12 protein-coding genes are annotated in these 13250 nt (G+C 56.1%); 6 read left to right on the top strand and 6 right to left on the bottom strand.

Going from position 1 to position 13250, the window contains the following annotated elements:
* The first annotated feature begins 14 nt into the window (after positions 1–14).
* Both G516_RS0107700 and G516_RS0107695 read left to right on the top strand, forming a co-directional pair.
* A complete protein-coding gene (locus tag G516_RS0107700) occupies positions 15–1745 on the top strand; it encodes a bifunctional protein-serine/threonine kinase/phosphatase (protein ID WP_028293160.1) in 1731 nt (576 codons plus the stop codon).
* Positions 1746–1835: 90 nt separating this feature from the next.
* Complete coding sequence (locus G516_RS0107695) at positions 1836–2324, top strand: CreA family protein (RefSeq protein ID WP_051219058.1); 489 nt, start codon at positions 1836–1838, stop codon at positions 2322–2324.
* A gap of 52 nt (positions 2325–2376) precedes the next feature.
* Here G516_RS0107695 and G516_RS0107690 read toward each other — a convergent pair whose 3' ends face one another.
* From G516_RS0107690 to G516_RS0107670, 5 genes are all read right to left on the bottom strand, one after another.
* Positions 2377–2556, bottom strand: a complete 180-nt coding sequence (locus G516_RS0107690; RefSeq protein ID WP_028293158.1) for a hypothetical protein — start codon at positions 2554–2556, stop codon at positions 2377–2379.
* A 189-nt stretch (positions 2557–2745) separates the two neighbouring features.
* A complete protein-coding gene (locus tag G516_RS21545; protein ID WP_169449509.1) occupies positions 2746–4401 on the bottom strand; it encodes a PepSY-associated TM helix domain-containing protein in 1656 nt (551 codons plus the stop codon).
* The gene (locus G516_RS0107680; RefSeq protein ID WP_028293157.1) at positions 4401–4712 is read right to left on the bottom strand and encodes a hypothetical protein; all 312 of its coding nucleotides are present in this window, start codon (positions 4710–4712) and stop codon (positions 4401–4403) included. The genes G516_RS21545 and G516_RS0107680 overlap by 1 nt, the downstream gene beginning before the upstream one ends.
* Positions 4709–5068, bottom strand: coding sequence for a hypothetical protein (locus tag G516_RS0107675; RefSeq protein WP_028293156.1), 360 nt, complete (start codon positions 5066–5068; stop codon positions 4709–4711). Before G516_RS0107675 ends, G516_RS0107680 begins: the two co-directional genes overlap by 4 nt.
* Before the next feature lie 4 nt (positions 5069–5072).
* Positions 5073–7076, bottom strand: coding sequence for a TonB-dependent receptor plug domain-containing protein (locus G516_RS0107670; protein ID WP_028293155.1), 2004 nt, complete (start codon positions 7074–7076; stop codon positions 5073–5075).
* 272 nt (positions 7077–7348) lie between these two features.
* Here G516_RS0107670 and G516_RS0107665 point away from each other — a divergent pair, with 272 nt between their 5' ends.
* From G516_RS0107665 to G516_RS0107650, 4 genes are all read left to right on the top strand, one after another.
* Entirely contained in the window at positions 7349–8719 is a 1371-nt protein-coding gene (locus G516_RS0107665; protein WP_028293154.1) for a DASS family sodium-coupled anion symporter, read from the top strand.
* A gap of 159 nt (positions 8720–8878) precedes the next feature.
* Positions 8879–9778 (top strand): Tim44 domain-containing protein, encoded by a 900-nt coding sequence (locus G516_RS0107660; RefSeq protein ID WP_028293153.1) that lies wholly within the window; start codon positions 8879–8881, stop codon positions 9776–9778.
* Between the two features lie 440 nt (positions 9779–10218).
* Positions 10219–11433 (top strand): succinyldiaminopimelate transaminase, encoded by a 1215-nt coding sequence (dapC, locus tag G516_RS0107655; protein ID WP_028293152.1) that lies wholly within the window; start codon positions 10219–10221, stop codon positions 11431–11433.
* A gap of 10 nt (positions 11434–11443) precedes the next feature.
* Complete coding sequence (locus G516_RS0107650; protein ID WP_028293151.1) at positions 11444–11875, top strand: SufE family protein; 432 nt, start codon at positions 11444–11446, stop codon at positions 11873–11875.
* Between the two features lie 82 nt (positions 11876–11957).
* Here the strand turns inward: G516_RS0107650 and fba are convergent, their stop codons facing one another.
* Positions 11958–13022: a class II fructose-bisphosphate aldolase gene (gene fba / locus G516_RS0107645; protein ID WP_028293150.1), complete on the bottom strand. Its 1065-nt coding sequence runs from the start codon at positions 13020–13022 to the stop codon at positions 11958–11960.
* Positions 13023–13250 lie beyond the last annotated feature (228 nt).

Raw genomic sequence — 13250 nt, 5'->3', positions numbered from 1 at the left:
CTTCAGGAGCATTGATGACCAGCCAGTTGCAGGTTCGCTATGGCCACTATTCCGACAAGGGCCGTAAAGCACACAATCAGGACTTCCACGACGGCAAGCTGCCGCAAGGTAACGAAGGCGCGTTGAAAGGTCTTGCGTTTGCCATCGCCGATGGCATTAGCAGCAGCGACGTCAGCCGTCAGGCGGCCGAAACCGCCGTTGGTAACTTTCTAAGCGACTACTACTGCACCCCGGAAAGCTGGTCGGTGAAGCAATCGGCCAACAAGGTCATCTCCGCCACCAATGCCTGGCTGCATTCCCAAACCCTGCAAAGCCCCTTTCGCAACGACTTTAACCGCGGTTATGTCTGCACCCTTGCTGTGCTGATTCTGCGCCAGCGCAGTGGCCACCTGTTCCACCTTGGCGACAGCCGTATCTACCGTTTGCGCAATGGATCAATGGAACAACTGACCCGCGACCACCGGGTGTGGGAGCACAACCGCAAAAGCTATCTGGCCAATGCCATGGGCATGCGGCCACTGGCAGACATCGACGAGCACAGTGTCGAGCTGGAGTCCGGCGATGTGTTTTTATTAACCACCGACGGCATCCATGACTTTGCCGACCCGGCATTTATCGACCAGACCTTGCAGCTGCACAGCGATAACCTTGACGATGCCGCTCGCCAGATTGCCGAAGATGCGTTGGAGAGAGGCAGTGACGACAACCTCACCTTGCAGGTGATTCAGGTAACGGGCTTGCCGACTGCTCGCGGTCATAGCCCGGTGGCGGAACTGCAACAGCTGCCATTGCCACCGGCACTGGATGCCCGCATGGAGTTCGACGGTTATCGGGTACTGCGCAATCTGCACACCTCCAGCCGCAGTCACGTGTGGTTGGCAGAAGATATCGACAGCGGCAAACAGGTAGCGTTGAAAGTCCCTTCCGGGGAGTTACAACAAGACGCTGACTATCTGGATCGTTTTCTGATGGAAGAATGGATCAGCCGTCGCATCAACAGCCCCCATGTGCTGCAACCCCAGCTGCCCAATCGGCCCCGCAACTATTTGTACACCACCACCGAATACGTCGACGGTCAGACTCTGACGCAGTGGCTGGAAGACAACTCCAAGCCGTCACTGGAGGTGGTTCGAGGAATCATTGAGCAAATTGCCCGAGGGCTACGGGCCTTTCATCGGCTGGAAATGCTGCATCAGGATCTCAAGCCCGGCAATGTGCTGATCGACCACGCAGGCACCGTGCGAATCATCGATTTTGGTTCGACGGCGGTGCGCGGTTTGATGGAAGCAGGAATGCAAACGGAAGAACCGCTGCCGGGTACTGCGTTGTATATGGCGCCGGAGTATTTTATTGGCTTGGGCGGCTCGACCGAGTCAGATCAGTTTTCGCTGGCGGTGCTCACGTATCACATGCTCACCGGCCAGTATCCGTATGGCACTCGGGTGGCTCACTGCCGTTCGCAGTCGGCGCAACGCAGACTGGAATATCGCAGCATTCTGAACGACGAACACACCGAAGTGCCCGCCTGGGTCGACAGCGCCATTCAACGGGCCTGCCAGATCGATCCGCTGAAGCGCTACGATGATCTGGCCGAATTCGTCTACGACCTGCGCCACCCCAATCAACAGTATCTGAAACAAACCCGGCCACCGCTGGTACAGCGCAACCCGGTAGCCTTCTGGCAATCCATCGCTGCACTTGAGCTGCTATTGCTGCTGGTGCTCTGCTATCAGATGCTCAACTGACGGAACCCGGTTATGCTGTTGGCGTTCCAAGAGCTTGCTGGGTTAACCCGCCAGCGTCTGGATCAAGGATATGCAACAACAGGACTTTCCATGAAAACCCCGTTACTGGATGCCATCAAAGCTGCGGCTGTTGGCATCGCGGCGTCAGTGATCGCCATTGCCGCCACCTTCACCAGCGCCAACGCCGAAGTGATTGGCGAGGTCGATACTGCGTTCAAATTGATCGGCAAAAACCACCGCATTGTGATTGAAGCCTTTGATGACCCCAAAGTAGAAGGCGTGGCGTGCCATTTAAGCCGCGCTCGCAAAGGCGGAATTTCCGGCTCGCTGGGATTGGCTGAAGACACCTCGGATGCGGCCATTGCCTGCCGTCAGATAGGCCCGATTCGCATTGTTGATGAACTGGAAGACGGCGAGAAAGTATTCAACGCTCGTACCTCTATTCTGTTCAAAACCATGCAGGTGGTGCGTTTCCTCGACAAGAAACGCAACACGCTGGTGTATCTGGTGTATTCCGACAAACTGGTGGAAGGCTCGCCGAAGAACAGCATTTCGACGGTGCCTATTCAGCCGTGGTAATCAGCCTTGGTAGCCAGGCCTGATAACCAGCTCGGCTGGTCATACCAAGCGGTCAGCCTTTGAAATCGACCTTGCAGCTCTGGCACACCTGATCACCGTAGTAGTTGTTGTCGTAGTTGCACGGGCTCTCGTCACGACGACGGGCAGCCGGTTGGGCAGAGGCTGACACTTTGTTGTTGCTGGCAGAAATACCAGTGGAAGCGGCAGCGAGGTAGCGGAACACATTGCTCATGGGATTTCTCCTGACTCTTGAATAGTCTTTCAAATAGCTTTTAGGAATCGACTTGATTTACTTAAAAGCTTCAATCAATCGATAGAGTCAGATTAGTCCCCTGATCTGCGTTTCGGAAATCGCTTTTTTCTCTGCCTTATATAGCTATTAGCAATCAGAGTTTTGATTTCGATAGCCAATTGCAAATCCCTATCCAGCAGCCAACACAGTGTCGGCTGCGTCCACTTGCTTGCGACGCAATACCTGCGCCCAGAACATCAGCCCGGCTCCGCCAACCAATGCGGTCATTTCAACCGCCAACGACAACATCGACATCTGTGTGTGCCCAAGCAGCAGCCATAACAACCCACAGGCCGGAATCAGCCAAATAACCAGCGCCGTGGCCACCAGCATTTCAATGGCATTGCGGGCTGGCGACATACGTCGTAGCCAGGCCCACAACAGCCAGCCGAGAAACACGACATAGTAAGTGGTTACCAACCATTGATTCACCGCGCCCTGCCCAACTGAGCCTGTGGACAACAGCTCACTGGAAACGGCAGCAAACAGGCCTGCCGATTTGGCCACCACCATGGCGGCGGCCACCGCTGCTATCACGCCCAGACACACGCCGTTTGTGAGTGCTCGCATCACAGTGACGGAATGAAACCGACGCCGATGGGGCTGCGCCTGTTGCAGCTTTTTACGGCGGCTCTCGGTCCACAGCAAATTGCCGCTGTAGAACACAAAGGCACCGCTGATGCCCAACAGGAAGTACAGCCATTTCATGGTCAGGCCACCAAAACTGCCAAAGTGAATGCCGAAGAAGGTCGCAACCAAGCCACTCCAGACATCCTCCTGCCCAGGAACAATGTTGCGGTTGGTCACCTCCCCGGTGTACGGATTCAGCACCAGATAGCCCTCGCGGGCACCACGGGTAACGAAATCGTCGGTACTCAGCGCCACTCGCGCAGCCGGACGAGCCGACTCCAGGTTAAACAGATCCACCGACTTGATGCCAAAGCCCGGTGCTTCGGCCTCAATGCCCTGCAATATCTCATTGAACGGTGGCAAGGCTTCTATGGAGTAACTGCTCGCGGGTGCGCCGCCACGGCCGCCAAACATCGGCTGTTCGCCGTACACCAGTTCGGCCATGGAGTCGTAAAACACATCGTGAAAGGCAAACACCACCACCGTCAGCGCAATCACCAGATGAAACGGCAGGCTGGTAATGCCAATCAGGTTGTGGGCATCGAGCCAGAAGCGCTTGTTGCTTTTCTCTGGCCGCAACACCAGAAAGTCCCGCACGATGGCAGGCAACACCAACACCAGACCGGACACCAGCGCCAGACTGTACAAAAACGCCGCAACACCCATCAGGTAAACACCCAACACATCGTGGCCAACATCACCGGGAATCCCGGCGCTGCGATGAAGCTGGTCGATCAGCTCCGCCAGTTGGCCCGGTACGTACTGACGCACCTGCAGTTGTCCCTGTGCATCCAGCGACGCCTGAAACTCGCTGGCCTGCAAATCAATATCGCGGCTGAACGGCCCTTCGTGCCACACCACCGGAGCCGGGCTACCGTCTTGCAGATGCACGGTCATGTCCTTGCGCGCAGCGGGGTGCTGTTGCAGCACGGTATCCACCAGCTGGCCCAGTTCGGCGGCCGCCATCTCACTGGCCGGGCGCAGGTTATCCTGCGGAGGATTGGCCCAGCGTTGCAGTGGCTCCTCGAACATGGTCAAGGCACCGGCAAAGAAGCCCACAAACAGCAGCAGCCCCGAGCAAATGCCCACCCAGGTATGCAGGGTTTTGTACATTTTCAGCCATTCGCCACGTACCTTGATGCCTGCTTTGGCCATCACTGAATCCCCCATTGCGTACGGCTGAAGTAGAGTAAAATCTGCGTCAGCAAAGCCAGCCCACCAATCCAGCCCAGCGCTTGCCAGCCTGACCGCATCGGGTAGACCAGATTCAGCACCACCAGCCACACCAGCGGCACCATCCACATATTGAATTGCACCTTATTCGGAGCGTCGATGCCGCCCGGCCCCCACCAGGCAAACAGGCCTACCAGCCCAATCGACAAGGCGAAGCCCGGCCCCAGAGCCACAAGGGTTTTCAGCCACCAGTGGTTTCGGAATACGGCTTTGGACTCGGATGTCTGTTTCATTGCGCTTTTCCTTTATCCGCTTTGCCTTTATCCGCTGTTCCTTTCACCTTTTTATTCACTTTCTCAACCGCCGTGCGGTGACTCTGGCTGGCAGGTCCCGCCTCGGGTGTCGGCCGCATCAGCGCCAGCGCAGGAAACAGTGATAGCGACAGCATCACGGTGGTCAACCAACTCAGCACGGCTGCCAGTGTTTCAATACGCCAGCACCAGACGATCAGCAGCAGCGCCAGACACAGTAAAGCCCCGCTCCGCCAATGGGCAGAGAGGGGCTGATGTCGCCATCGTTGACCCGGCAACGTCAGGCAGAACGCCGACGTTGCCAGGGCCGTGGCCAATACAAGCAATAAGTGGGTCATAGAATCAGAACTGGTAGCGGGCACCCAGATACACACTGCGCCCCATCACACTGCCGTTGTAGTTATCGTTGATGTTATCCAGACGGGTATTGCTGAGGTTCTTCACCCCGTAGGTCAGTTTCAGGTCATCGCCGATGTCGCTGGCCATGCCCAGATTCCAGACGTAGTAGCCCGGCAGTTTGTTGTACACCTGCACCCAGCTGCCGCTGGCGTTACTCCAGGCGGAGTACTGCATGCCCGCCTTGTAGGCCACATCGAGGTTAACGTTGAAACGATCCAGCGCTCGCCAGTTCAACTTCACGCCAGCCTCATGTTCCGGGCGATGCTCCAGTACGACCTTGTTGCCATCGGCGTCTTCGTACGACGTCATCAAGCGGGTGTAGTTGGCGCTCAGAACCATGCTGTCGGTCAGGTCATAGGAACCCTGAGCTTCGTAGCCTTTGGTGGTGGCCTTGGCAACGTTGATCCACTCCGCGGAGATCGGGTTGCCATCGGTGTCGTACCCGACTTCGCGCTCAATCAGATCCTTGATGCGGTTGTTGAAGTACGCCATGGTCAGATCAAAGCGGCTCAGGTTCAGCTCGAAACCGGCTTCGTAGTTGATGCTGGTTTCCGGTTCCAGATCCGGGTTGCCTGCCAGCGTGCAATCACCACCACAGGAAATAATGGCGTATTCAGCGCTCAATTTACTGCCGTCCGGGGCTTTGAAGGCTTTCGAAACACCGCCTTTCAGGGTCAGTGCATCGGATAGCTGGTACACCGCGTAGGCTTTTGGCGAGAAGTTCTGGCCAAACAGTTCGTGGTCGTCCAAACGGCCACCCAGAGTGACGCTGAAATCATCGGTCAGGAAGGCTTCGCCCTGGGCAAACCAGGCATTGGTGGTCACGTCGTATTCACCGGTATCCAGATAGGTCGCGGCGTCCTTGATGGTCTGGGTGCGACGGTCAAAACCGGCCAGCCAGTCAATAAAGCCGATCGACCCCGACAGCCAGGCTTTGGTGTAGAGGTTGTCCTCTTCCAGATTGCGCGACTGCGGATCATCGTATGAGCTGTTGTAGTCATGGATGTCGGAGTGCTCGCTTTTGATGTAAGCCTGAGCTTGCAGACTCTCCCACTGACCCGTCCAGTTGAGGCCGATGTCGGTACGGGTAATGTCCTGTTCACGACTGGCCGAGCCACCGGAATACAGCGCGTATGGACGTTCATCGCGGTTACGCGCCAGTTCCAGCTGCAACGCGTGGTTTGGATTCACCTGCCAGCTGATCGTGCTGTTGAGGTTCAGGGCTTTCTTTTCTTCACGATCCGGCGCGTCCGTTGAAGTACTGGCATCGCCATCTGCGTACCAGGCATCCTGCCCCAGCTTTTCCGCGCCCAGCGCCAGGTCCACCGAATCACTCAAGGCACCGGAGATCGAGGCGTTGGCGCGGTACTGGTCACCGCCCTTGCCGGAGGTTACGGCACGGTATTCCGCGCCCAGCTGACCACTCCACTCATCGGTTGGCTGCTTGGTGATGATGTTGACCACACCACCAATGGCATCGGCGCCGTACAACGACGACATTGGGCCACGAATGATTTCAATACGCTCAATATCACCCAATGGCACCGAGTTAAGGTCAAAGTCGCCGCCGCGCCACATGGCGCCGGCCGAAGATACCCGCTTGCCGTTCACCAGTATCACGGTGTATTCGCCACCCAAACCACGAATTTGCAGTTCGTCACGGCCAGAGGCATCCGCCAGATTACTGATACCCACGGCCGAATCGAGAAAGTCAGACAGACTGTTCACCGGCGCTTCGGCCAGATCTTCTGCGGTAAACACCGACGAAAACGCCGGTGCCGACGCCACGCTGCGAGCTTTCATGGTCGCAGTGACCACCACTTCTTCCAGCACGTCCTCACTGTCGGACTGCTCGGCCAATGCCGGATTGATCGCCAGAAAACTGATCAAGCCCAAGGAAACGGGCAGGGTTTTGAGTTCAGAATAGGGAAAACGTGACGTGCTCATGGGAAAGCTGTGCTCCTGGGAAACGGTCTGTCCATCGAATGGAACGCATGCTATTTGATAATAAATCCCATTAACAACAATGATTGAACTTTTTTACATTTCAAAAAATAAAAAGTCAGATTTAATAAATCCCTAAAAAGTCAATGGGTACCTTGAGCCAACAGACAGGTCCGCGCCCAACCAATAACATTCTGTTACCTGGGGACACTCTGAATAACGCAGCACCGTTTTGAACGAGATCCCAAGCCAACGACTGTGAGGAAAACATAACAATGATCGCTGTTGTCAAAGCGTTCCAGCATTGGCTGCTGAACCGTAATAGCCTGATTTTTATCGCCAACGTCATTCTGATGCTGGTACTGCTGAACACCCTGCCCTACCAACACGATGTGGTGGTCGGCCTCAGCATTCTGACGTTCTGCGCCATTTTGTGGCTTACCGAAGCCGTGCATGTGTCGATTACCGCGCTGATGGTGCCGATTCTGGCGGTGTTCCTTGGGGTATTCGATACGCCCAAGGCACTCAGTAATTTCGCCAACCCGATTATTTTCCTGTTTTTGGGTGGCTTTGCTCTGGCAGCCGCCTTGCGGGTACAAAAGCTGGATCAGGCCATCGCCGATAAGGTCATGGTGCTGGCACGAGGCCGTATGACCATTGCCGTACTGCTGATCTTTGCCGTTACCGCCGGGCTGTCGATGTGGATCAGCAACACCGCCACTGCCGCGATGATGCTGCCATTGGCGATGGGCCTGCTGAACCAGATCAACAACGATGACGACCACGGCACCTACCTGTTTGTGTTGCTGGGCATTGCCTACTGCGCCAGCATTGGCGGTATCGGTACGCTGGTGGGGAGCCCGCCAAACGCCATTGCCGCCGCCGAAGCCAAACTCAGCTTTGCTGACTGGATGGAAGCGGCCATGCCGATTGCGCTGATTCTGCTGCCACTGTGCGTGGGTCTGCTGTACATCATCACCAAACCGAACCTAAGCCATAAATTCGAGATTGACCATGAGCCGCTGGAGTGGACCCACAGCCGCATTCTGACCCTGTGCATTTTTATGGCCGCGGTGGTGTGCTGGATTTTCAGTGGCCAGATCAACGCCATGCTGGGCGGTTTGGCCAAGTTCGATACCATTGTTGCGCTGTGTGCCATTCTGGCGCTGGGCGTGACCCGGGTAGTGCAATGGAAAGACATTGAACGAACCGCCGACTGGGGGGTGTTGTTGCTGTTTGGTGGCGGCCTGACCCTCAGTGCGGTACTGAAAACCACCGGTACCAGTGTGTTTCTGGCCGAATCCATCGGCGACATGCTCGGTGGTATCGGCGGTATCCTGACGTTGGCAGGCATCATCACCTTTGTGGTGTTCCTGACCGAATTTGCCAGTAATACCGCCAGTGCCGCGTTGTTGGTACCGGTATTCGCGGGCATTGCCGAAGCCATGGGCATCGACCCTGTGATCATGAGCATCATGATTGGTGTTTCTGCGTCCTGCGCCTTTATGCTGCCGGTCGCTACGCCACCGAACGCCATCGTCTTTGGCACCGGCTTTGTGCCTCAGAAAGACATGATGCGCATTGGCATGTGGCTGAATCTGGTGTGTATCCTGTTTCTGGCCCTCTACAGCTGGCTGTTCTGGTAAGCCTTTTCTGGTTAGCCGCAAGTTGTTCTGCCACTCCTGAATTCTGTTAAACTGCGACTTATCCGAGCTTAATACTCGGGTAAGTCAAAGCTGACAAACGTATTCCAATAACGCCGACAGGCGGATCAGCACTCAAGAATTCAATCGCTAGAGGTTTGTATGAAGTCCTTCTGGTCACTGTTCGCAGCCGTTTTCATGGTCATCGCCATGGTCTCCCCTCAGCCAGCTGAAGCCAAAAAGCGTTTTGGCAGCGGCGGCTTTGGCAAAAGTTATTCCACCGCTCCGGCCCAGAAAAAGGCTACGCCGGACAGTACTCAACAAAATCAATCCGCAGCCCAGACCGGGCAAACCAGCAAAAGCGGCATGGGCAAAGGCCTGATGGGCGGCATGCTGGGTGGTTTGCTGGCCGGTGGCCTGTTTGCCTACCTGCTGGGCAGCGGTGCCTTTGAAGGCATCCAGTTTATGGACATCCTGCTGTTAGCACTGGTGGCCTTTGTGCTGTTCAAACTGTTGCGCGGCTCCCGACCGCAACAGCAAGGTCATGCCTATCAGGGCTCTGCCCCTCATTCACAAGCACAGCCACAGTCACCGTTTCCGAATGGTGCCAATACCCAACAACGTACCAGCTCGGCCACCAGCCTGGGCGGTATGATGGACGCTGCCCGTCAGGCACCACCAATGAACCTGCCTGCCGACTTCGACCACGTTGGTTTTATCGGCGGCGCACTGGATCACTACCGCAAGGTGCAGCAAGCCTGGAACGACGGCGATCTGGAAACCATTCGTGAGTACGTATCGGCCGACCTGTACGAAGCGCTGGCCCAGCAACGTTCAGCCATGAACGATGCACCGCCGCAAACCGAAGTGCTGGATCTGGCGGCAGACATCGTCCGTGCAGACGAAGTCGGTAGCGTCCGTCAAATCAGCGTACTGTTCCGTGGCCGTAGCCGCGATCTGGGTGACAACTCCGAAGACGGTATCTTCGATACCTGGCACCTGGAGCGTGACACCAGCAACAGTGCCAACCCATGGTTGGTGGTTGGTATCGAAGCCGAATAAGGCCTTCTGATAGAACCAAACAAAGCCGCTGATCCAGCGGCTTTGTTGTTTCTGCAGCCCAGCTTTTATGATTACGTCATAAGCGACTGAACTTGAGGGGAAATCTACTTAATCCTGCACAGCTCTGCGCGAGTGTTGCCGGTTTTCAGAGCAAGGCGGATAACGCAGTGAAATGACGCGTCCTTTTCAAGTTATCCAACACAGCTATGTGAAGCGGCAACCCGCGCCCTTCGGGGGCTGCTGGATGATTCCGACTCTGTGTCGCCAGTTTTTGACTTGACCTGTCAGGACTGCCAACTGGCTTCGTGATTCACAACCATCCAGAAACCCAGAGCGGGCACCGGATTAAATAGATGTCCCCTTTAGTCCCAGCCGCTATAATCGGCGCAAATTTGTCCGTCCACAGCCCGGCTGTGAGTTTTACAAGCAATTGGTGCGACATGAATCCGGATCTGAGCAAGCTGCAACCCTACCCGTTCGAGAAACTGGCCAAACTGAAGGCCGCCGTAACCCCGAACGCGGCGCTGGAACACATTTCCCTGTCTATTGGTGAACCCAAACATCCGGCTCCGGCGTTTGTTCAGCAAGCCATGATCGACAATATCCAGAGTCTGGAAAACTACCCGACCACCAAGGGCATGCCAGAGCTGAGCCAGGCCTGTGCCGAGTGGCTGGAAAAGCGTTTCAAACTGAACGCGGTCGACCCGCTATCCCAGGTGATTCCGGTCAACGGCACCCGTGAAGCCATTTTTGCCTTCACCCAGGCGGTGGTGGATCGCAGCCAAGCCAACCCGTTGGTGCTGAGCCCGAACCCGTTCTACCAGATCTATGAAGGCGCCGCCTATCTGGCCGGTGCCACGCCGTACTTCCTGCCATGTCTGGAAAACACCGGCTTCAATGCCGACTTCGATTCCGTTTCTGACGAAGTCTGGAACGACTGTCAGGTGCTGTTCGTGTGTACCCCGGGCAACCCGACCGGTTCTACCCTGACCACCGACGACTTCAAGAAGCTGATCGCGCTGGCCGACAAACACGACTTCGTGATTGCCTCTGACGAGTGTTACTCCGAGCTGTGGGTCGACGGTAAGCAAGCCCCTGCGGGCCTGCTGCAAGCCTGTGCCGAGCTGGGCCGTGACGATTACGACAAGTGTGTGGTGTTCCACTCGCTGTCAAAGCGCTCCAACCTGCCGGGTCTGCGCTCAGGCTTCATCGCTGGCGATGCCAAGATCATGAAGCCGTTCCTGCTGTACCGCACCTACCACGGTTGCGCCCAGCCGATTCAGACCCAGATGGCTGCCATCGCCGCCTGGAACGACGAAGCCCACGTGGAAGAAAACCGTCGTCTGTACACCGAGAAATTCCAGACCTTCCTGGAAATCCTGCAGCCGGTGATGGACATCGAACAGACCGACGCCAGCTTCTATTTATGGCCAAAAACCCCGATTGCCGACGACCTGTTTGCCCAGCGTCTGTTTGAAGAACAGCACATCACGGTACTGCCGGGTTCGTATGTATCCCGCACCGTCGATGGCGTGAATCCGGGTGCTGGCCGTGTGCGTATGGCGCTGGTCGCCAGCGTCGATGAGTGCCGCGAAGCCGCCCTGCGCATTCGTGCCTTTGTTGAAAAACTGAACTCAGAAGCCGAACAGGCGTAAGGAGAAGCCCATGAGCCTGACACCGAACCCGTTTGGCACCGACATCACCGTTGAAGACGTGCTGGATACCCTCGGCTTCTTCGACGACTGGGAAGAGCGCTACAAGTACATCATCGACCTCGGCAAGCAGCTGCCCGCCATGGCAGACGACAAGAAAACCGACGAGCACCTGATTCGTGGCTGTCAAAGCCAGGTGTGGATTGATTCCGCCATCGTCGACGGCAAGCTGATGCTGGAAGCCGACTCCGACGCCCAGATCGTCAAAGGCCTGCTGGGTATGGTGCTGACCGCCTACAACAGCAAGACCCCGGCTGACGCTTTGGCGTTTGATATCGAAGGCTACTTTGCCGAAATCGATCTGATCAAACACCTGAGCCCAACGCGCGGCAACGGCATCCGCGCCATGGTGCAACGCATTCGCGAAATCGCTGCCAACGCCTGATCTGACGCTCACCGAAGACACAAAAAAACCGCCCGGGTGTTAAACACCGAGGCGGTTTTTTTTGGTCACTCAAAAATGGCGATTAGCCGATTTTTGGGTCCAGTTCACCGGTCAGGTAACGCTCGAACATATTGTCCAGAGAGATCGGTTTGATCTTGCTGGCGTTGCCCGCAGTACCGAAGGCTTCGTAACGTGCCACACAAATGTCCATCATGGCATCAACGGTTTTGGCCATGAATTTACGTGGGTCGAACTCGCTTGGGTTCTGAGCCAGGAAGCGACGGGTCGCACCGGTAGAGGCCAGACGCAGGTCGGTATCGATGTTCACTTTACGAACGCCGTACTTGATGCCTTCAACGATCTGCTCAACAGGCACGCCGTAGGTTTCCGGGATTTCACCACCGAATTCGTTGATCACCGCCAGCCATTCTTGTGGCACAGAGGAAGAACCGTGCATCACCAGGTGAGTGTCTGGAATGCGCTTGTGGATTTCCTTGATGCGGTCGATCGCCAGGATGTCGCCTGTTGGTGGACGAGTGAACTTGTAAGCACCGTGAGAAGTACCACAGGCAATGGCCAGGGCATCAACACCGGTTTTCTTGACGAAGTCAGCGGCTTCTTCCGGGTCGGTCAGCATCTGGTCGTGAGACAGGATGCCTTCAGCGCCAATGCCGTCTTCTTCGCCGGCCTGACCGGTTTCCAGGGAACCCAGACAACCCAGTTCGCCTTCTACAGAAACGCCACAGGCGTGAGCCATTTGAACGGTGCGCTTGGTCACGTCCACGTTGTACTCGTAGGAAGTCGGGGTCTTGCCGTCTTCACCCAGAGAACCGTCCATCATCACGGAGCTGAAACCCAGCTGGATAGAACGCTGACACACGTCTGGAGAGGTGCCATGATCCTGGTGCATACATACCGGGATGTGCGGGAATTCTTCAATGGCAGCCAGGATCAGGTGACGCAGGAAAGGGGCACCCGCGTACTTGCGCGCACCGGCAGAAGCCTGCACGATAACCGGAGAATCGGTCTTGTCTGCGGCCATCATAATGGCGCGCATCTGTTCCAGGTTGTTGACGTTAAACGCCGGTACGCCGTAACCAACTTCGGCGGCGTGATCCAGCATCTGGCGCATGCTAATCAGGGCCATGGGGTTTCCTTTGCATTATAAGATATTGTGGTCGCATGATTGTATCACTCACGCCGCCGCTTTCAGACCCTGTTAATGCATGCTTGTCAGGAAAATCTTCAACCAAAACAAAAAGATAACAATTATCATTTTTACTTTAATGGTATAAATAGCCAAAACTGGCGACCAACGCGGAGACCACACGTCCTATCGACCTGCCGCGGCCAGTCCGAACGAGCACACCACTCA

This window comes from Oceanobacter kriegii DSM 6294 (assembly GCF_000422845.1).
Lineage (GTDB): Bacteria > Pseudomonadota > Gammaproteobacteria > Pseudomonadales > Oceanobacteraceae > Oceanobacter > Oceanobacter kriegii.
This window is presented reverse-complemented; position numbering and strand designations above follow the sequence as displayed.